General features: G+C 53.6%; 15 protein-coding genes, 1 pseudogene and 1 riboswitch. Of the genes and pseudogenes, 14 read left to right on the top strand and 2 right to left on the bottom strand.

The features are described from left to right. Positions 1 to 180: 180 nt before the first annotated feature. From BA6348_RS04190 to cshA, 13 genes and pseudogenes are all read left to right on the top strand, one after another. Positions 181 to 1,956 carry a sigma-54-dependent Fis family transcriptional regulator gene (locus BA6348_RS04190; protein ID WP_026557607.1) on the top strand — a complete coding sequence of 592 codons (1,776 nt, stop codon included), beginning with the start codon at positions 181 to 183 and terminating at the stop codon, positions 1,954 to 1,956. Next, positions 1,953 to 3,815, top strand: a complete 1,863-nt coding sequence (locus tag BA6348_RS04195) for a sigma-54 interaction domain-containing protein (protein WP_122952850.1) — start codon at positions 1,953 to 1,955, stop codon at positions 3,813 to 3,815. The genes BA6348_RS04190 and BA6348_RS04195 overlap by 4 nt, the downstream gene beginning before the upstream one ends. Positions 3,816 to 4,008: 193 nt before the next feature. Next, positions 4,009 to 5,085, top strand: a complete 1,077-nt coding sequence (locus BA6348_RS04200; RefSeq protein WP_007779288.1) for a tartrate dehydrogenase — start codon at positions 4,009 to 4,011, stop codon at positions 5,083 to 5,085. 21 nt (positions 5,086 to 5,106) lie between these two features. Beyond that, the gene (locus BA6348_RS04205) at positions 5,107 to 6,531 is read left to right on the top strand and encodes an aldehyde dehydrogenase family protein (protein ID WP_122952851.1); all 1,425 of its coding nucleotides are present in this window, start codon (positions 5,107 to 5,109) and stop codon (positions 6,529 to 6,531) included. Beyond that, positions 6,528 to 7,298, top strand: a complete 771-nt coding sequence (locus BA6348_RS04210; RefSeq protein WP_005835152.1) for an SDR family oxidoreductase — start codon at positions 6,528 to 6,530, stop codon at positions 7,296 to 7,298. Before BA6348_RS04205 ends, BA6348_RS04210 begins: the two co-directional genes overlap by 4 nt. Before the next feature lie 78 nt (positions 7,299 to 7,376). Beyond that, positions 7,377 to 8,447: a TRAP transporter substrate-binding protein gene (locus BA6348_RS04215; protein ID WP_122952852.1), complete on the top strand. Its 1,071-nt coding sequence runs from the start codon at positions 7,377 to 7,379 to the stop codon at positions 8,445 to 8,447. A 63-nt stretch (positions 8,448 to 8,510) separates the two neighbouring features. Further along, complete coding sequence (locus BA6348_RS04220; RefSeq protein WP_005835149.1) at positions 8,511 to 8,978, top strand: TRAP transporter small permease; 468 nt, start codon at positions 8,511 to 8,513, stop codon at positions 8,976 to 8,978. Between the two features lie 6 nt (positions 8,979 to 8,984). After that, on the top strand, positions 8,985 to 10,259 hold the full coding sequence (locus BA6348_RS04225) for a TRAP transporter large permease (RefSeq protein ID WP_005835148.1): 1,275 nt from the start codon (positions 8,985 to 8,987) through the stop codon (positions 10,257 to 10,259). Positions 10,260 to 10,276: 17 nt separating this feature from the next. Next, entirely contained in the window at positions 10,277 to 11,641 is a 1,365-nt protein-coding gene (locus BA6348_RS04230; RefSeq protein ID WP_007779314.1) for an FAD-binding oxidoreductase, read from the top strand. Between the two features lie 138 nt (positions 11,642 to 11,779). Beyond that, positions 11,780 to 13,407 (top strand): annotated as a pseudogene (locus tag BA6348_RS04235) (formate--tetrahydrofolate ligase). 214 nt (positions 13,408 to 13,621) lie between these two features. Further along, a riboswitch (cyclic di-GMP riboswitch) is annotated at positions 13,622 to 13,721 on the top strand. Positions 13,722 to 13,794: 73 nt separating this feature from the next. Further along, entirely contained in the window at positions 13,795 to 15,768 is a 1,974-nt protein-coding gene (locus BA6348_RS04240) for a methyl-accepting chemotaxis protein (RefSeq protein WP_005835144.1), read from the top strand. 122 nt (positions 15,769 to 15,890) lie between these two features. Continuing rightward, complete coding sequence (locus tag BA6348_RS04245; RefSeq protein WP_026557603.1) at positions 15,891 to 16,748, top strand: transporter substrate-binding domain-containing protein; 858 nt, start codon at positions 15,891 to 15,893, stop codon at positions 16,746 to 16,748. A gap of 309 nt (positions 16,749 to 17,057) precedes the next feature. After that, the gene (gene cshA / locus BA6348_RS04250) at positions 17,058 to 18,569 is read left to right on the top strand and encodes a degradosome RNA helicase CshA (RefSeq protein WP_026557602.1); all 1,512 of its coding nucleotides are present in this window, start codon (positions 17,058 to 17,060) and stop codon (positions 18,567 to 18,569) included. 98 nt (positions 18,570 to 18,667) lie between these two features. Here cshA and BA6348_RS04255 read toward each other — a convergent pair whose 3' ends face one another. After that, positions 18,668 to 19,714 carry a GrpB family protein gene (locus BA6348_RS04255; RefSeq protein WP_025846879.1) on the bottom strand — a complete coding sequence of 349 codons (1,047 nt, stop codon included), beginning with the start codon at positions 19,712 to 19,714 and terminating at the stop codon, positions 18,668 to 18,670. Positions 19,715 to 19,993: 279 nt separating this feature from the next. Next, a protein-coding gene (locus BA6348_RS04260; RefSeq protein ID WP_170206163.1) for an IS5 family transposase occupies positions 19,994 to 20,769 on the bottom strand; the annotation gives its coding sequence in 2 pieces (ribosomal slippage) (positions 19,994 to 20,442 and positions 20,442 to 20,769; 777 coding nt in all). 343 nt (positions 20,770 to 21,112) lie between these two features. Between BA6348_RS04260 and BA6348_RS04265 the strand changes: the two genes are divergently transcribed. Beyond that, on the top strand, positions 21,113 to 21,421 hold the full coding sequence (locus BA6348_RS04265) for a PepSY domain-containing protein (RefSeq protein ID WP_025844602.1): 309 nt from the start codon (positions 21,113 to 21,115) through the stop codon (positions 21,419 to 21,421). Positions 21,422 to 21,437: the final 16 nt, after the last annotated feature.

The following is a 21,437-nucleotide window of genomic DNA, read 5'->3' on the forward strand; positions in this document are numbered from 1 at the left end:
CTGATGAGACAGCCCTGAACTTGGGGGAACTACGGATAGCAGAAATGTACTTCCGACTACCACCCAAGAATCCACCCAAGAATCCCACTGATACCGAAAGGCTTCAGCTTGCGGCTTTAGCCGTGGGAGTCTCAATCATGCTATACTGATAGAGAATGATTTTTGAGGGAGGGAAGAGTGTTGTCAACGATTGTCCAGCAATCTTGGAAGCGCTGCCAGGAATCGAACCTCAAAGCTTGGGAGAAAGCCAATGACCAGATCATTTCCAGCAAACGAATCAAAGAAATCATTCAGGAAAATCACCCTCTGATTCAAGAAAGCCTCCCGCTCTTCAACAAGCTTGCTCCTTTTTTGCTGTCGACAGAGCATATCGCTTTGCTGTCGGATCGGGATGGCAATATCATTCACACCGTCGGGGACCCTGTGTTTGCCAATCAGGCGCAAAAGGTGCAACTGCAGATCGGGGCGAACTGGACGGAGGATTACAAAGGAACCAATGCGATAGGAACGGCGCTGATCGCGCAGCAGCCGATCTCCGTGCAGGGCGACCAGCATTACTTTTTGGAGAACCGCTTTCTTTCCTGCTCGGCGGCGCCGATTTTTTCACCGACGGGCGAGCTGCTTGGCGTCATCGACATCAGCACGCGCAAGGAGTACACGCATCCGTTTGCCTTGACGATTGCCTGCATGATTGCGGAAGCCCTGCAAAATCGCTTTCTGTATGCCAACGCCGAGCGGGTCATTGCCCTGCCCGGCAGCACGGCCGTGAAAAGCAGCCAGGGAAAAGTGCCGCTCGTAGCTCTCGACAGGGACGAGCGGATCGTGGGCTTGAACGAATTGGCCAAGCAGCGGCTGGGAAAAGACGCTTTGGGAACGCGGCTGTCCCCGGAGCAGGAGCGCGCCGGACGGGATGTGCAGGATAACCGCCAGCGTTTCTGGGGGGCGCAAGCTGCAACAGACGGTGCTTCCAGGAACGCTGCGGCTGCCCCAAACCAAAAGCCGATGCCTGCACTCAAGCCGTTTCCGCGTCTCGCCGGATCGTGCCCGCTCTTTTTGCAGGCGAAAATGCTCGGGCAAAAGGCGGCGCAGGTTGATTTTCCCGTGCTGATTCTCGGCGAGAGCGGCACCGGAAAAGAGCTGTTCGCACAGATGGTTCACGAGACAGGGCCGCGAGCGCAGGAGCCTTTTATCGCCGTGAACTGCAGTGCAATTTCAGAAAATTTGATCGAAAGCGAATTGTTCGGATACGAAAGCGGGGCGTTTACCGGGGCCAATCGCGAAGGAAGAATCGGCAAGTTTGAAGCGGCGAAGAAAGGGACGATCTTTTTGGATGAGATCGGGGACATGTCTTTGCGCGGACAGGCCGCTCTGCTGCGCGTGTTGCAGGAAAAGGTCGTCACGCCTGTAGGCAGCAACCAGTCGCGGCCGATTCATGCGCGGATCATCGCCGCCACGCACCGCAATTTGCCGGAGGAAATCAGGGCGGGGCGTTTTCGGGCGGATTTGTACTACCGGCTCAAAAGCGTCTCCATCCACCTGCCGCCGCTGCGCAAGCGAAGCGACATCGTCCAACTGGCCGAACATTTGATGCAGCAAATCGCCATGGGACAGCCATACGTCTTGCTCCCGGAGGCAAAAGCAAAGCTCGCCGCCTACTCCTGGCCGGGCAACGTTCGCGAGTTGCAGGGCGTGCTGGTGCAGGCTGCCTTTTTGTCCGACGGCGGGGAGATTGGCGAGGAGCACATCCAGCTTGAAGGCTTGACCGGAGAGGCGGAGCCTGTGCATGCGGTCCCATCCTTGCGGGAAACCGAGCTTGTGGCGATCAAGCGGGCGCTTGATTCGAGCGGAGGCAATGTGAGCCGGGCCGCCAAGCTGCTGCAAATCGGGCGAAACACCTTGTACCGCAAAATGGCGGAATACCATCTGACAGCGCCCGTCAACCAGGAGGAACCATGATCGCCCTGTACAGGCTGGATAAGGAGCTGGAGCGGAAAATGACCGCGCTGCTGGAAAACAGCGGGCAAAACATCGGATATTTTTACTCGATCAAATCCATTCTCGACCAGATGATGAACCCGTTTGTCGCCATCACTACAGAAAAATACAGCGAGGAGCTGGAGGCGCTCTCGTTGCCCGTCGTCAGCCTGTCGATAGACATGAATGACGTGCGCCGGGCTATCGCAACGCTTCCGGAGGAAGGGCGGGGCCACAAGGTCGTCGTGGTGTGCGCCACGCAAAAAGAAAAAAGCTGGTTGCAGCAGGAGTACGCTCTGGAAGAGGGGCAACCGCAGCCAGACTGCACGTTTCTCTGCGCAAAAGAGCTGGCGTATCCGCAGGAGCAGGCCGTCTATCTCGTGCCGATCTGGAACCGCCATGCTTTTGCGCTGCACCCGGCCTCGCAGCAGTGGCATCCCGTCGAGCCTTCGCTCGCCACCCTGCGCAAAGCGGTGCAGCAGGCAGCCTCGCTGGTCACTTACACAAAGGAGCGGCTGCGCGAAAAGCATCAGATGGAAGCCGTCGTAAACTCGGCCCATGACGCGGTGATCGCCGTCGATCGGCACAGTCAGATTACGCTGGTCAACGAGCATGCCAAAATGCTGCTGGGGCTGTCAGGAGATGTGCTGGGCAAACCGATCACGGACTACATCCCGCACTCTGACATGCTGCGCGTGCTGAAGACGGGCAGGGAGGAACTGGGCGAAATCGCGACGGTGCGCGACCGTTCCATCGTCATCAATCGCATTCCGGTGATCGTCAAGGATCAGGTTGTGGGGGCGGTGTCCAACTTCAAGGAAATCATCGACATTCAGAAGATGGAGATGACGCTGCGCAAAAAGCTGCACGACAACGGACTGTCAGCCAGATACCGCCTGGACAGCATCGTCGGCTCCTCGCCTGCCATCCTCGAAACGAAGGAGCAGGCGGCGCTGTTTGCGAAAACGAACGCGACCGTGCTGATTACAGGGGAATCGGGAACGGGCAAGGAGCTGTTTGCCCAAGGCATCCACCTGGAAAGCGGACGCGCTGTCGGGCCGTTTTTGGCGGTGAACTGTGCGGCGCTCCCGGAGGGGCTTCTGGAGAGCGAGCTGTTCGGCTACGAGGATGGCGCTTTTACAGGGGCGAAAAAGGGCGGCAAGCCGGGCTTGTTCGAGCTGGCGCACGGAGGCACGCTGTTTTTGGACGAGATCGGGGAGATGCCGCTGCGCATTCAGGTGCTCTTGCTGCGCGTCCTGCAGGAGAGGCGCGTGCGTCGCGTCGGCGGCGAAAAAGTGATTCCCGTCGATGTACGGATTGTCGCGGCGACGAATCGCGAGCTGGCCAAGGAGATCGAGAAGGAGCAGTTTCGCGCCGATCTCTACTACCGCATCAACATGCTCAGGCTCGATGTCCCTCCGTTGCGGGAGCGCCTGAGCGACATTCCGCTGCTGGTCGAGAGCATGATTCGCGAGATGAACGAGCAGCACGAGAAAAAGATCAAGGAAGTCGATGAAGACATCTACCCGCTGTTTCAGAGTTACTCGTGGCCAGGCAATGTGCGGGAGCTGAGAAATGTCGTCGAGCGGATGGTGCTGCTGGCAAAAGGGGGAAGAATCGGCAAGGAGGACGCAGGCTTTTTGTTCGCGAGGCAAAAGGGAGGGCACGACGGCAGGCTGCCCGTGCCGCCGGAAGCAAGCGAAGCAGAGCGGAACCCCGAAGCGCAGCAAATTGCCAGCGCGCTGCAGCAGACGAGATACAACAAGACTCTTGCGGCAAAGGCATTGGGCATGGATCGAACTACACTGTGGCGGAAAATGAAACAGTATCGTCTGGAGTGAGCAAAGTGTTGCAACGTTGTGTTGCAACACTTTGTTGTTTTATGAGGGAGGAAGCATCGAGACGGCGTGGACAGTCGAGACAAAATGTAAGCGTTTTACCGCGTTAACGCGATTGCACCTGCTTGGCATCAAACGTGCATTTACTATCTGGTGCATATAGTCAAAAAATTTAGATCATTTAGGGGGGAGTCGATTGCTTCACTATTCGATTGCAGTCATTCCGGGAGACGGTATTGGTCCAGAGGTGATGGACGAAGGCTTGAAGGTTTTGGCGGCGCTGGAAGAAGCGCACGGCGGGATTCGCTTTACCCGTGACGTCATGGACTGGAACTGCCAGTACTACCTCACGCATGGCAGGATGATGCCGGAAAATGGACTACATACATTGAAGGACTACGATCTGATCTTGCTGGGAGCTGTCGGGGCGCCGGAAGTACCGGATCACGTGTCGGTGTGGGAGCTGATTTTGCCGATTCGCCGTGCCTTCCAGCAGTATGTGAACCTGCGGCCTGTCAAGCTGCTCAAAGGGTTGGAGAGCCCGCTGCGCTACAAAGGGCACGCCGATCTCGACTTCGTCGTCGTCCGGGAAAATACAGAGGGCGAGTATTCCAACATGGGCGGGCGGATGCACCAGGGGACGCCGTACGAGATGGCGGTGCAAAACAACGTATTTACTCGCTACGGCACCGAGCGCATTCTCAAATACGCGTACGCGCTGGCGGAAAAGCGGCCGAAAAAGAGCGTGACGGCGGCGACCAAGTCCAACGGCATCAACCATTCCATGCCTTTCTGGGATGAGATCGTCAAGGAAATCAGCCGGGAGCACCCAGACATTCAGACCAACCTGTATCATATCGACGCATTGGCCGCTTACTTTATCACGCGCCCGGAGACGTTTGACGTCGTGGTCGCCAGCAACCTGTTCGGAGACATTTTGACAGACCTTGGGGCAGCGATTGTCGGCGGCTTGGGGCTGGCACCGTCTGCGAACATCAATCCCGAGCGCAAATACCCGTCCATGTTTGAGCCGATTCATGGCTCTGCGCCCGATATCGCCGGAAAAGGCATCGCCAACCCGATCGCACAGGTGTGGAGCCTCAGCATGATGATGGACCACCTCGACTTGCCGGATGCAAGCGCCGTCATTATGAACGCGATCGAACAAGTGCTGCAGGAGGGCAAGGTGCTGACGCCTGACCTCGGGGGCAAGGCGACGACAAAGGAAGTGGGAGACGAGCTTGTCCGGCACATCTACCTGGCAACCAGATAAAAACAAAGGAGGAAAAGGAGCATGGAACCAAAAACGTATGACCTGTACATCGGCGGAGAATGGATCAAAACAGAGAGCTACATTCCCGTTTTTCACAAATACAGCGGCGAGTGCATCGCGCATATCGCCCGCGCCGAACAGCAGCACGTCACGACGGCGGTAGAAGCGGCCTGGCAGACGTTCAAGCAGGATAAGCTGACGCCGTTTCAGCGCTATCAAATTTTGCTGAAGGCTTCCGCGCTGATGGAGGAGCGCCGCGAGGAAATGGAGCTGTCGCTGATTCGCGAGGTGGGGAAAACGCGCAAGGACGCGCAGAACGAGCTGGACCGCACGATCAACACGCTGCGCCTGTCGGCGGAGGAAGCGAAAAAAATTCACGGCGAAATGATTCCGCTGCAATCGACGGAAGGCTCGGAAAATCGCCTGGGCTTTACGATCCGCGTACCTAAAGGCGTCATCGGAGCGATTACTCCGTTCAACTACCCGCTTTTGCTCAGCACGCACAAGATCGCTCCTGCGCTCGCCGCGGGAAATACGTTGGTAGTCAAGCCGGCGACGGTCACGCCGATCGCGACCTTCCTTTTGCTGGACGTATTGGAGGAAGCGGGCCTGCCCAAAGGGTATGTGAACATCGTGACAGGCGCAGGCAGCGAGGTGGGAGAATGGCTGCTGGATGAGGAACGCATCGCCATGTACACCTTCACCGGGTCGGGCGAGGTGGGCCGCCATATCAAGGAGCGCAGCGGCATGCGTCCGGTGGCGCTGGAGCTTGGCAACAACTCGCCCAATCTCGTACACCACGATGCAGACCTGGAGCTGGCGGCCCGTCAGACAGCCGCGCGCAGCTTTCATAACGCAGGCCAGGCGTGCATCGCCGTGCAGCGCATTTACGTACACGAGGACGTGGTGGAAAAGTTCAGCGAGCTGTACATCGCGCACGTCAAGCAGTTGAAAGTAGGCAATCCGGAAGACCCGGAAACAGACGTAGGGCCGATGATTAGCGAAAAAGAAGCCAAACGCACGGAGGAATGGGTGCAGGAAGCGATCAGCCAGGGGGCGCAGTCGCTTTTGCCAGTCAAACGGGAAGGCGCTCTTTTCTATCCGGCGGTGCTCGTCAATACGAAGCCGGAGATGAAGGTCGTGTGCCGGGAAGTGTTTGCTCCTGTCGTGACGATCATTCCGTACAGCGATCTGGAGGACGCTTTTTCCCAGGCCAACGATTCGGAGTACGGCTTGCAGGCGGGAATTTTCACCCGCGATCTGAATGTCGCGATGAAAGCGGCGCGTACCTTGGAATACGGCGGTGTCGTCATCAACGACGTCTCGACCTACCGCAACGACGTCATGCCGTATGGCGGCGTGAAAAACAGCGGACTGGGCAAGGAAGGCCCGCGCTACGCCGTAGAAGAAATGACCGACGAAAGAATGGTGGTGATTAATCTATGAACGGACAACTGCTGCAAGGAAAAACCGCGCTGGTAACAGGTGCCGGGTCAGGGATGGGAAAAGCGATCGCCAAGCTGTTTGCCGCAGAAGGAGCCAATGTCATCCTCGCTGATCTAAACGAAGAAGCCGCTTTGCAGGTGGTCGCCGAATTGCCGGAAGGAAGCGGGCACGCGGTGCAAGCCGATGTAGCTGACGATGAGAGCGTAGCCGCGCTCGTCCGGGAAACGCTCGATGTCTACGGAGCGCCCGATGTGCTGGTCAATTGCGCCGGAGTGCCACAGGCGTTCACCCCTATCGAGGAGCTGACGCTCGCCCAATGGGATCGGATCATGTCCGTCAATACCAAATCGATCTATTTGACAACCAGGCATGCGGTTCCGCATATGAAAGCGAAAAACAAAGGAAGCATCATCAACATCGCCTCGATTGCCGGGATTCGCGCGCGGCCTGGCCTCAACGCCTACTGCGCCTCCAAAGGAGCGGCGATCATGCTGAGCAAGGCTTTGGCGATCGAGCTGGCCCCTCATCACATCCGGGTCAATGTCATCAATCCGGGCCCGGCCGAGACGCCGATGCTGGGCAAATTCATCAACGGGGACGAAGCAGAGGTAGAAGCCGGGAAAAAAGATATTTTCATCAGTAGCGTTCCGCTGGGGGAGCTGATTCAGCCGGAGGATATCGCGCAAGCCGCCCTGTACCTGGCATCTGATCTGTCGAAAATCGTGACGGGCGAGGTCATGAATGTGGACGGTGGAAGAGGAATCTAGTAGCTAGTCAAATGAGCGGAATTTTCATATTATTAAATAAATTAAAAACAAACAAACACAAATAGGGGGTATTGCAATATGTCTCGAAAGAAGTGGAGTTTCGTGCTATCTGGCATCATGTCTGTTTCGTTATTACTGGCGGCATGCGGAGGCGGAGGCGGTCAACAGGCCGCCCAGCCTTCCGGACAAGGCGGGGGACAGCCAGCCGCGCAAACGGGAGCGCCGTCGAGCGACGGGCAAAGCTATGTCTTCAAGGCGGGGCACTCCTTGACCGAAGACCACCCGTACCATCTGGCGCTGAAAAAGATGGCCGAGGATGTAGACAAGCGTTCGAACGGAAAAGTGAAAATCGAGGTGTATCCATTGAGCCAACTCGGGGCCGAGCGGGAGCTGACAGAGGCACTGACGTTTGGAACGGCAGATATGTCGATTACGTCAACCGCGCCTGTCACGAATTTTTATGCCAAGCTGGGCGTGCTCGACCTGCCTTTCCTGTTTGAGAGCCGCGAGCAAGCGTACAAGGTGCTCGATGGAAAAGTCGGAGAAGAGATGCTGAAAAACTTGGAAAGCGCCAACCTCGTTGGCCTGGCTTGGGCTGAAAACGGTTTCCGCCACATCACGAACGGAACGAAAGACATCAAGAAGCCGGAGGACGTCTCCGGCATGAAGATTCGTACCCAGGAAAATCCGATTCACCTCGCTGCCTTCGAGACGCTGGGCGCCAAGCCCACGCCGATGGCATGGACAGAGGCGTTGACCGCTTTGCAGCAAGGAGTGGTAGACGCGCAGGAAAATCCGGCGATCGTCGCACAGACCTACAAGCTGTACGATTCGAAGCAAACGCACATGTCGCTGACCGGGCACGTGTACTCCGCGGCGATGATTTTGTTCAGCAAGCCGGTGTGGGACAAACTTCCCGCAGACGTTCAGCAACTGATTGCGGAAGAAGCGAAAAAAGCCGGGCAGTACGAGCGTGAGCTGATGATTAAGATGGAGGAAGAAGCGATTGCCAACCTCAAGACAAAAGGGGTTGTCGTGACAGAGGACGTCGACAAGCAGGCTTTCCGCGAGGCCATGAAGCCTGTGTACGACAAGTTTTCCGACCAGTTTGGCAAAGAGCTGGTGGATGAAATCGTCAACACGAAATAAACGGCAAAAGGGAGAGGGGCCAGGCGGCTTTTCTCCCCCCTTTTCCACGAAAGGAGAAACTGTGTGAGCAATCTCATATCCAAACTAAACAGCGCTCTGCGTCTAGTCATTATTGCCTTGCTGGCCGTTATGGTCGTCGCCGTCTTCCTGCAAGTCCTTTTCCGCTTTTTCCTTGACCAGCCGCTGGCCTGGACAGAGGAGCTGGCGCGCTATCTTTTGATCTGGATTACTTTTCTCGGCTCCGCTTATGCCATGGCGATCAAGGCCCATATCGGTACCGAATACATCCAAAAGCATTTGTCGCCATTCATGAATAAGGTCGTGTTGATCGTGGCGGCTCTGTGCAGCCTTTTCTTTTTTCTCGTGATGGTTCAGCAAGGCTATCTGCTGTCTGCCAGAAGCATGGTTCAAAAATCACCCACCCTGCTCATTCCCATGGGCTATGTCTACATGGTGATACCTATCAGCGGTGTTCTGCTCATCATGAACGTGATTCATGTGACATGGAAAGACATTACCGGGAAGGAGTGAGCCATCGTGGGCACGATATTGTTTTTGACGCTGCTTGTGCTTTTAATCATTAACGTCCCGATTGCGGTTGCGTTGGGGCTGTCGGTAGTCGTGGCCTTTATAGTCGAAGGTAATATTCCGCTTTTGGTCGTCATTCAAAAAATGTTTAACGGAACTGATTCGTTCCCGCTCATGGCGATTCCGTTTTTTCTGCTGGCGGGCAAGCTGATGGAAACGGGCGGGATCTCGGCAAGGCTGATTCGCTTTGCCAATACGATCGTCGGCAATTTGCCCGGCGGACTGGCTATCGTGGCGGTTCTCGGGTGCACCTTTTTCGCCGCGATCTCGGGCTCGTCGGCTGCGACGACGGCTGCTGTAGGGGGCATTCTGATTCCGCACATGGTTAAAAAAGGGTACGATGTGCGCTTTTCCTCGGCGCTGCACGCAGCAGGCGGAACGATTGGCGTCATGATTCCTCCCAGCGTGCCGATGGTGCTGTACGGAGTGGCAGCGAGCACGTCGATTAACGATCTGTTCATCGCGGGCATCGGCCCGGGCATTCTTGTCGCGATCTCGCTCATCATCTACGCGTACTGGGTCAGCAAAAAGCAGGGCTGGGGCGGCGGTGAAAAGCATTCGGCAAAAGAAATCTGGCAGGCGTTCAAAGATGCGATTTTGGCGATTCTCATGCCAGTCATTATTCTGGGCGGGATTTACGGCGGCGTCTTTACATCGACGGAAGCTGCGGTCGTGGCGGTCGTGTACGGGCTTGTCGTCGGCCTGTTCGTTTACCGGGAAATCAAGTGGCGGGACCTGGGCGAAATTTTCAACAGCGCAGCCAGCATGACGGCTGTCATCATGCTGATTATTGCGACCGCCAACGCGTTCGGGTTTTTGATGACGAGAGAAAACATTCCCCAGGAGATCGCGCAGTTCATGCTGGGGATTACGGATAGCACGATCATTACGCTGTTGATTATCAATATACTGCTCCTGATTCTCGGTACGTTCATGGAGACGGCAGTGACCATCATTCTCCTGACCCCGATTCTGTTGCCGATCATTCACACACTGGGGATTGATCCCGTCCTGTTCGGCGTTATCATGGTCGTCAACTCGGCCATTGGCATGTTGACTCCTCCGGTCGGAATTAATCTGTTGGTAGCGGGAAATATTGCCAAGCTGTCGAATACAGAAATTGAGAAGGCAGCCATTCCGTTTCTGATCCTGTTGTGTGTAGATTTGATGCTGATTACGTACATTCCGGAAATCAGCCTGTTCCTCGTCAATCTGAGCAAGTAGCGAAGGAGAGAGTATGCGTGGACTATCAACAGCAATTAGTGAGTCTGCTAGGAGAAGACAGGGTGACGACCAACCCGACCGTTCTTGTGCACCACAGCCATGACGAATCGTATCACACGCCGCATTTGCCGGACGTAGTCGTGTTTCCGCAGACGGCGGCAGAGGTCAGCGCAATCCTGAAGCTGGCCAATGAAAAGCGGATTGCGGTGACGCCGTTTGGACTGGGGACCAGCCTGGAAGGGCACGCGATTCCGTACGCGGGTGGCATCAGCATGGACTTTTCGCTGATGAACCAGGTGCTGGAGGTGCGGCCGCAAGATTTTCTCGTGCGGGTGCAGCCAGGCGTGACGCGCACCCAGCTAAATCGCGAGCTGAAAAAGCACGGCTTGTTTTTTTCCGTGGACCCTGGGGCTGACGCGACGCTGGGCGGCATGGCGGCCACCAATGCGAGCGGAACGACCTCGGTACGCTACGGAGTGATGCGCGATCAGGTTCGCGATCTGGAAGTGGTGCTGGCCGATGGCCGTATCATCCATACGGGCAGCATGACAGCCAAGTCTTCGTCCGGGTATCACCTGACCGGAATGTTCGTCGGCTCGGAAGGGACATTGGGTGTGTTCACCGAGCTGACGCTGCGCGTGTACGGGATTCCGGAGGTGACGATGGCAGCGCGGGCCAGCTTCCCGACAGTTCAGGACGCGGTAGATACTGTCGTCGATATTCTCGGAGCCGGGATTCAGGTGGCGCGGATCGAACTGGTTGACGAGCGCTCCATTCGCCAGGTGAATTTGTACAAAGAGACGAGCTACCCGGAAAACCCGACGCTTTTTATCGAGTTTCACGGCAGCGAGCAGAGCTTGGCGCACGACATCGAGTTTGCCCAGACGATCGCGACCGAGCACGGCTGCACGCAGTTTTTGTTCGAGACCGATTCCAAGGCGCGGGCTGTGCTCTGGGATGCCCGCCACAATCTGGCCTACGCCTTCGTGCATAAGTCGCCAGGGAAAAAGATGATGGTGACAGACGTATGCGTGCCGTTTTCCGAACTGGCCGGAGCAGTGGTCGACGCCCGACAGGCTATTGACCGCTCGGGTCTGGACGGAGCCGTACTAGGGCATGTGGGCGACGGAAACTACCACGCGATTGTGATGATAGACGTCCATGATCCCGAGGAAATGGCGCGCGCCGAGGCGCTGAATGCGCATCTGGTAGAGTACGCGCTCGGCAGAGGCGGGACGTGCACCGGAGAGCACGGCGTCGGAGTCGGCAAGGTCAAATACCAGCGCAAGGAGCACGGAGCGGCGCTGGACGTGATGCGGTCGATGAAGCAAGTCCTCGATCCGAACGGCATTTTGAACCCGGGAAAAATATTCGACAAATAATGACAGCCTGCATTCTGAATGCGCAACAGAATGCAGGTTTTCTTTTTGCGAAAAGTGGAGCGCCGGAAAGGAGAACAAACTGCAATGTGGAATGTAGAAGATTGGTAAATAAACATTTCGCAAGGCAGGGAGGCAGGTATGAAGTCGATTGTTGAGATTGCCAAGGCAGCAGGTATCGATGAACAGGATCTGGAGCTTTACGGAAAGTATAAGGCAAAAATCTCTGATGAGCTGTGGGATAAAATAAAAGACCGACCTGATGGCAAGCTGATTCTCGTTACCGCGATGAATCCCAATCCGGCAGGAGCAGGCAAGACGCTGACCACGATTGGTTTGTCGCAGTCGCTCAATCTGCTTGGAAAAAGGACGATTGCAGCGCTCCGCGAGCCGTCCCTTGGCCCGTGCATGGGGATAAAAGGAGGAGCTACCGGAAGCGGCAAGGCGCAAATCCTCCCTGCGGATGAAATCAATCTGCATTTTACTGGCGACATTCACGCCATTACCGCGGCGCACAATTTGCTTGCGGCGATGATCGACAACCATATTTTCCACGGCAATCCGCGGGGCATCAATCCGAAAAAAATGTCTGGAAACGGGCGATGGACATGAACGACCGCGCGCTCAGAAATATCGTGGTCGGGCTGGGAGACGGCAACGGCATGACGCGCGAAGACGGCTTCATGATTACGACCGCATCGGAAATCATGGCGATTTTGTGCCTGAGCGAGAACCTCGCCGACTTGCGCGAGCGGCTGAACCACATCATCATCGGCTACGATTTTGAAGACAAGCCAGTCCGGGCGGAAGAAATCAATGCGGTCGAGGCGATGTGCGTACTGCTCAAGGAAGCGATCAAGCCAAACCTCGTGCAAACGATTGAGGGCACGCCAGTCATCGTCCACGGTGGTCCGTTTGCGAATATCGCGCACGGATGCAGCAGCGTGATCGGCACGAAGACAGCCTTGAAGCTGGCCGACTACGTCGTAACGGAAGCGGGCTTCGGCGCTGACCTGGGCGCGGAGAAGTTTTTTGACATCAAGTGCAGAAAAGCCGGGCTGACGCCATCGGCAGCAGTCGTGGTCATTACCGTGCGTTCCTTGAAGTACAACGCCGGAATCAAAGTGCCGGATTTGGCCGAAGAAAACCTCGCCGCATTGGAAAAAGGCTTCGCCAACGTGCGTCGCCATCTGGAAAACTTGCAGAAGTTCGGCGTGCCGGCGGTTGTAGCGATCAACCATTTTGCCACTGATACCCAAGCGGAGATCGACGCAGTCATGGCGCTGTGCCAGGAGGCAGGTGCCGAGGCGGCGCTGTCCAAGGCGTGGGCAGAAGGCGGAGAAGGCGCAATCGAACTGGCGAAAAAAGTGACGCGCGCGGCAGAGCGCCCTGGGCAATTCCGCTTTTTGTACGAAGAAGACCTCGGCGTGAAGGAAAAGATTGAGACGGTGGTCAAAGAAATTTACCGCGGCTCCGGGGTAGTCTTTTCGTCGCTGGCGACAAAAACGATCCAGAAGGTAGAGGAAATGGGGCTGTCCCATCTGCCTGTGTGCATGGCGAAGACGCCGTACTCCTTTACAGATCGGGCCGATCAGCTTGGCGCCCCTGTCGGTTTTACCATTCAGGTGAGCGAAGTGCGGATTTCGGCAGGAGCAGGCTTCATCGTCGCCTTGACCGGAAGCCTGGTGACGATGCCGGGACTCCCGAAGAAACCTGCGGCCGAATCGCTGTATGTGGATGAGCACGGCCACGTGGAAGGGCTGAGCTAAACGAAGAAGTCAAAAGTGGACGACAGGCTGACACCAACAACAAGGTGTCAGCCTTTTTGCGATTTTTTCGCAATTATTTCGCAGAAAGTAGTTTACTTGTCAAACAATTTGGGTAAAGATTTTGTGTGGAAAAAAATCCAAGCCATTATTTTAAAGTTAACCCACATTTTTCCGATGTTGTGCTATAGTATTTTTATACAGATAAAACGACAAAAAATGACAAAGGCAAACCTGTTGAAAGGCAGGGACGCAAAGCCACGGGTCTAAGGCAAGCAGAGCGCATCTTCTGCTGCTACGATAGCCGGGTTGCCATGCCGTACACGTAAGAAGGCTGTCCGGGTGGCAGTCTTTTTTGTTGCCAAAAAAAGATAGGAGGTACAGCGTGAGATGGAATCCAGTTTGAAGAAAAAGCTGATCGTCGTCATGTGCCTGCTCTTGATTGTCAGCTTGGGTACGGTCTGCGGTGCCAGCTACTACAGCTCGTCGCAGTTGCTGTCGTCCAGCCTGGACAAAGAAGCGGAACTTACGGCCAGCAATCTTTCCATCAGAATCGACAGCTTTTTCCAAGAAAAAATCGGAATTGTTGAAACGATCGGAGAGATGATTTCCGCCGACAACAATTTCGACCATGACTTGAAGCTGATTCAGGAGGCGCAGAAGAAAAACCCCGAGTTTGAGACGTTTTTCTTTTCCTATGACCTGAGCGGCAAAAAAGTCATCAACTTCAAGGGCGAGGAGACGAACCCGTCTGATCGTCCGCATTTTCAGGAGGCAGGACGAGGCGAGGGGAAAATCATCGTTTCCGAGCCGGTCGTGTCGCAGCGGACAGGCAACTACATCGTGACGATCATCGTTCCGCTGATGAAGGACAATCGCCAATACGGCTATGTCGGTTCGACCATTCCGATCAACGAGATTCAGAAGACGGTTTCCGAGGAGAAGTTCGGACATAGTGGCTATGCCTTTTTGGTGAGCAAAAAAGGAACGTATATTTGGCATCCGAACAGCGAAGTCATTTTGAAGCAGTCGGTGCTCGACAGCAATATTCCTGAGTTGAAAACCGCCTTTGAAGCAACGGCACAAGGCGGCCGCGGAGTCATTCAATACGAAGAGGGACAAGCGGCGCAATTCGCCTCCTACGCTTCGACCAGATTGAACTGGGGAGTGTTCATCACTGCTCCGGCCAAAGACCTGCACGCTCCGGTCAACGAACTGTCGATCAAGCTACTGGCTATTTCCTTGGTCGTTCTGGCGGTGGGCATCGTCTTCGTGTACTGGCTGTCGGTTCGTTTGGTTCGACCGATCCAGCGTCTGAACCAGGCCGTCAATGTCGTCGCCCAGGGCAATCTCACAGAGACGGTCACGGTGGCCGGAAAAGATGAGATCGCAGTGCTTTCCCGCGACTTCAACCAGACCGTCTCGCACTTGAAAGGCTTGATCGAAGGCGTGTCGCAATCGTCGGAGCAGGTGCTGCGCTTTACGCATGAAGTGTCGGCAGGAATTGAACACGCGACCGAAAACGTAAACCGGATCGGGACGTCAATCAACCAGATTGCCAGCGGGGCCGAGGCACAGGCTACCAGCTCCAAGGACGTCGCCTTGTCCATGAATGACATGGCGGCGGGGATTGTGAAAATTGCAGAGACATCCGCGCATGTGTCCGAAGCGGCGCGCGAGGCATCGGATCAGGCCGAGCAAGGCGCAGCAGTCGTCGAGCAGGCCGTCCGGCAAATGGGCAGCATCGGAGAGGGCACGACCAGAGCGGCTGAAGCCATTGAGCGCTTGAACAGCCGATCCAAGGAGATCGAAGGGATTCTCGATACGATCAGCCAGTTAACCTCGCAAATCAACCTGCTTGCGCTCAACGCGTCGATTGAGGCAGCGCGGGCTGGCGAGCACGGCCGCGGCTTTGCCGTCGTGGCGGGAGAAGTGAAAAATCTGGCGCATCAATCCGAGGAGTCGGCTGCGAAAATCGCGGCGCTGATCGGGGAAATCCAGCAGGATACCCGCCACGCGGTAGAAGTGATGAACACCGGCAATCGCGAGGCGCAGGAAGGCATTTCGATGATCGAAGAGGTGCGGGATATTTTCGCGCATATTTTGGAATCGTCGCGCAATGTTGCCGCCCATATTTTGGAGGTGTCGGCGGCATCGGAGGAAATGTCTGCAGGCTCTGAGCAGGTGAGCGCCTCGGTCGACGAAATGTACAACATTGCCAAGCTTGCCTCGGAAGACGCGCAGAAGGTCGTGGAGGCCACGGCCGAACAGTTGCAAGCCATTCAGGACATTGCCCGTTCGGTCGAGCAGTTGAACACGGTCACGGAGGAGTTGCAGCAGGGCGTAGGCAAGTTCACCTTGTAAGACCTTGTAAGGCTAAAGCCCGTCCCTGGTTAAAGGGGGGATGCCATGTAAGGGATGAGACAGCTCGAAACAGCAGATGGGCATGAGACAGACTGATCGACAATCGGGAGGAGAAGAAACTAATGAAAAAGTGGACAAAAAGAATGATGGCGAGCGCGCTCGCTGCAACGATGCTGATGACTGGAACCGGAGCGTTTGCTGCTACTACAGGCGCGCAAACCGGGCAGACCGCAGCAGTGGAAGCGGTCAAAAAACAGGAAAACAAACAGTTTGAGTCCCGCCTCGACGAGATTATCGCACGGGGATACATTCTCGTGGGCACACCGGGCGACTACAAGCCGTTCACATATTTGAACCCGAAAACGAACGAATTTGAAGGCTACGACATCGACGCGATGAAAGAGTTTGCGAAAAGCCTTGGAGTAGAAGCGCGCTTCGTGCAAACCTCCTGGCCGACGCTGATGGACGATCTGCTGGCGAACAAATTTGACATCGCGGTCGGCGGCGTGACCCGCAACACCGATCGCCAGAAAAAAGCGCACATGGGCGATCCGTACATCGAGTTCGGAAAAGCTCCGCTGATTCGCGTGCAGGACAAGGACAAGTACAAAAGCCTGGAAGACATCAATAAAAAAGAAGTGCGCATTGGCGTGAATCCGGGCGGTACCAACGAACAGTTCGTGCGCGACCATTTGAAAAACGCTACCGTTACTGTCGTGCAAAACAACCTGGACATCCCTGGCCTTGTCGCCAACGGCACATACGATGTGATGATTACCGACACGATCGAAGCCATGGTGTATTCCAAAGCCGATTCCCGCCTGTACGCGGCTCTGACGGACAAGCCGTTTACCCGCAGCGAAAAAGCGTACATGATTCCGCGCGGCGACTTTATTTTCGCCAGCTATCTCGATGTCTGGATGGACGAAATGAAGCTGCAAGGGAAATTCGACGAGCTGTTCCATAAATGGGTAAAATAATCGCGGTGCCGGGTATGAAAGCGCGATGACGGAAGAAAGCAGTCCTGTCTGGATGATCCGGGCAGGGCTGCTTTTGTTTTTGCAGTTAACGGAGGTATGTTTCTGCGCCAATCTGTTGAGACTAGAGGAAAATGGGCACAAATGCCGTTTGCAATTTTACAGGATGCATGGTACGATTACAGCTATGTTCTTTGTGGGGTGCTTATGTACAATCGGAGATAAAAGGGCATGTTCCGGCTGTAAGGAATAGTGCCCTTTTTTAGTGAGGATTTTATAGAAGAAGGTAAAGTAAAAGGAGACTGACGTTCATTGACTACATTTTATGATTTTGGTTTGCATCATTCTGTTGTAAGAGCGCTTGGCAATATGGGATTCGAAGAGGCGACTGCGATTCAGGAGCAAACCGTTCCTGTTGCTCTGCAAGGCCGGGACTTGATCGGACAGGCGCAAACAGGTACAGGGAAAACGGCTGCATTCGGGATTCCGCTGGTGGAACGCCTCGATGAAAACAACGGCAACATTCAAGGGGTTGTCCTGACGCCGACTCGCGAGCTGGCTGTGCAGGTAGCAGAAGAAATCAACAAGATCGCCCAGTTCAAAAACATTTCCGCGCTGCCGATCTACGGCGGTCAAGACATTACCCGCCAGATCAAGGCGCTGAAAAAGCGTCCGCAAATCATCGTGGCAACGCCGGGCCGTTTTATGGACCATATGCGCAGAAGAACCATCCGCCTCGACGCGATCGAGATCGTCGTCCTGGACGAAGCGGATGAAATGCTGAACATGGGCTTCATTGATGACATCAAGGAAATTTTGCAAGAAGTGCCTGACAACCGTCAAACGTTGCTGTTCTCTGCGACTATGCCGAGAGCGATTCAGGAAATCGCGCAGCAGTTCATGACAGAGCCGGCACTGATTTCCGTCAAGCCGAAGGAAGTCACCGTTCCAAACATCGAACAGCAATATATGGAAGTTGCCGAAAAGCAAAAATTCGACGTGCTCTGCCGCTTGCTCGATATTCACTCGCCTGAGCTGGCGATTATTTTCGGGCGCACCAAGCGTCGTGTAGATGAGCTGTCGGAAGCGCTGACCAAGCGCGGCTACGGCGCTGAAGGAATCCACGGCGATTTGAACCAGGCAAAACGCGACAGCGTGCTGCGCAAGTTCAAGGAAGGCACGATCGAGGTGCTGGTGGCGACGGACGTTGCTGCCCGCGGTCTGGATATCAGCGGCGTAACGCACGTATTCAACTTCGACATTCCGCAAGACTCCGAGAGCTACGTTCATCGCATCGGCCGTACGGGCCGTGCCGGGAAAACAGGTCTGGCGATCACGTTTGTCACTTCCCGCGAAATCGACCATCTGCGTCTGATCGAGCGCGCGACAAACCGCCGCATGGAGCGCCGCTCGGTGCCGACGATGGCAGAAGCGTTGGAAGGCCAGCAGCGTTTGACCGTGGAGAAAATTTTGGAGGCGTCCGGCCGCGAAGACTTGAGCGCCTACAAAACATTGGCGGAGCAATTGCTGGAGGATATTGATTCTGTGACGCTCGTGTCTGCTGCCCTCAAGCTGCTGACCAAAGAGCCGGATATGACTCCGGTTCGCCTGACCGAAGAAGCGCCTCTGCGCGTAGGCAAGAAAAAGACGTTCCCGAAAGGAAAAGGCGGATACGGCTCTGGCTCCGGCTTCGGCGGCAAACGCCCACCTCGCCCGCGCAGCGGCGAGTTCCGTCCTCGCAGTGGCGATTCCCGCCCGCGCGGCGGCGAGTCCCGCTCCCGCAGCAGCGAGTCGGCAGGAAGACCGTATAACAAGCAGCGGTAAGCGCTGTGGATAAGAAAAGGGGCATCTCAAAGTCGAAATCTCGGCTTTTGAGACGGCCCCTTTTTACGTTTCCATTGAAGCCTGTATGGAATGGGTTGTTATCCATTATGTTTTAGTATACTCGTAATAAATTGATTTTTTTGCGTTTGATATTTTGCATAGCTAATATTACTAGCACTAATTTTCATTTCATTAAATTGTTTGGCTAATTGATCGTTTGAATTAATCAGATCTCTAAAATTTAATACAGACTCCCAAAATGAACTATTTATTGTGGTGATAAAGACATTATAATAGACCTCTTTGGGTGTAGCTTTTGTTAAGTAGAATATAGGCATTGGGCCTGGGAAATCTTCTGTACTGAAGTAGTCATGTTTCAGGTCGTCATAAACCATTTCTGCTGATAGGGATGTTTGAGTTCCAATGAGTATGTCAACAATTGGGCGAGAAGATACAGCTTGCATAGTAGTGCTTCCAATATGTTGAATTACTACACCCGGTTCAGTAATGATACTTTCCAAATATTCCCGTTCCTTATCAAACATTTTCATCCAATCGGTAGAATAATTGTATAAGAGGTCATTTACCTTTAGATTGCTTTGAGGATAATGGTAATACTTTTCGACAGGAGAAAAATTTTTCATATTGCCTTTTAAGCAGTTAATGAATTGGATGACATCATCGTAGGAATCGGTGCGCAATTGTTCTTTAATTCTACCAAAGAACAGGCTGGAACCATCAATTACTGCATGAATAAATTCTTCCTGGGAAGGAATAAAAGCTCGGTGAGTAATCTCTTGATTAGCAGTAACTGTTAAGCATAATGCATTCTCAGAGAGTGATTCCACAATGATTCTTTTATTAATCGAACCGATTAGCTTACTACCGTATCCAAATTTAATAAGTTTTTCAACGATCTCAAGTAATGTAATCCATAAGGCATCGACCCAGCCGTATAGTTGGGAGTTCAAAATTAGAGTATTGTCACATTTCATCAAAATGAAGCCTCTAATACCCACCCTTATATCGTTAATAAGGGTAAGCTCATCAGAATCAATATCAAAAAAGAATGTCCCAAGTTCATTTTCCGGTGGGAATCTGTCAAATTTTTTATCCGGATATTTGAGATAGGAAATTACCTCCATTAATATCCCCCCTATACAATCCAACAAGGAGGAGAATTGACTTTTCCTCCTTGTTATCATTTAGATCAAAAATCTTTTATTTCTTTGCTATTCAATTTTCGCAATGTTCCAGCCATCTGGATAGAAGGTGATTACCTTACCACCTTTTATTACAAGTTTATATTTTCTACCGTCACTACCAATAACACTAAATGCTTGTTCACCATTCTTAAATCCATCCTGAGAAATTTTACTTTTATATTTTTTAATTACATAATCTAGGATGTGTCTGAAAACTCATTATTGAGTTAGTTTAAAGATGGACGCGACATATACAAACGCTAGGAATGATTTGGCCAGCTTGTCGTAACGAGTAGCGATTCGTCGAAAATGTTTGATTTTATTGAAGAAGCACTCCACCAAGTGCCGTTCTTTATAGCGGTACCAATCCACTTTCCAAGGATTTTTATTATTCGCTTTAGGCGGGATGGTGTACGCTGCCTGCTTAGCCGTAATCCAATGCCGAATGCCTTCTGAGCCGTAGGCTTTGTCACCAACAATATGGCTTCCCGTAAGATCAAACCCTTGAAGCAAATTGATCGCTGGAACGGAATCATAGACGTGCCCCCCCGTGAGAAGAAAAGCGAGGGGATTCCCTAATCCATCGACGACGGTATGAAGTTTGGTTGTCTTTCCGCCACGGCTGACGCCTATGTGCTGATTTACTTCGTGTCCTTCTGCGTTTTTTTAGCACCCGCACTGTGTTGATGAGCTTTGACCGATGTAGAATCGATGCTCAAGTTTTCAAAGTCAGGTTCTACGTGAAGAGCTTGGAAGATGGCGACAAGTAATCCGGTATCTCTCCACTTGCAGAAGCGACTGTAGACCGTTTTCCATGAACCATAACGTTCTTCCGGCAAATCTCGCCAAGCCGCACCACTTCGGGCAATCCAAAGAATGGCATTAAACATGGTACGATTACTTAATTTGGACGGACGTCCTGTTCGATAGGGGGGGAACATGTCCTGAATTTGTTCCCACTGTTCATCGTTTATTTCGTACCGTCTTTGAATCATGCTCGTTGCTCCATTCGTTTTTCCTAAATCATACCACATTTTCTTTAGTTTTCAGACACGTCCTAGTATGAATCCTTTCACAAAATCATCAAAATCGTGCTTAATACGAGTTCGGATAACTTCAAGATAACTATTCAACTTCTATTGTTATGTTTGCAGAAGTGCAAATGCCTGGCTTTGAAAATCCAAAGCTGGACAAGCCAATCCTTCTTGTGGAGTGAACGAGTATCACTTTGTAAAGCTTAGAGTGATGAACAGAGGCTTTCACTTGCATGTAACCGAGCAGATTGGTCAGACTACTGAATGATTTGTTATGCGATACATCAAAGGAGGAAGCCCATCCATGAAAACCCCAATCCCCTGGACCGCAGCAGTCGCGCTGGCAGTGGCACTCGGAGCGGCAATACCTGCGCCGATTCACGCAGTAAACACCCAGACAGCAGCAGTAGAGCCGATGCGTATTACGCAGGAGCAGGCAAGGCAAATCGCCCTGCAGCAAGTGCAAGGCCGCGTGCTGCACGCGGAGCTGGACACGGAAAACGGCGTGCTTGTGTACGAGTTCATCATTTTGACCGACCAGAACCAGGTGTACGAAGTAGAGGTCAATGCGGAAACGGGAAAAGTAATGAAGGTGGAAAGAGAAGATTTTTAAGGAGAAGAGACTTCGG

Source organism: Brevibacillus agri (assembly GCF_004117055.1).
Classification (GTDB): Bacteria; Bacillota; Bacilli; order Brevibacillales; family Brevibacillaceae; genus Brevibacillus; species Brevibacillus agri.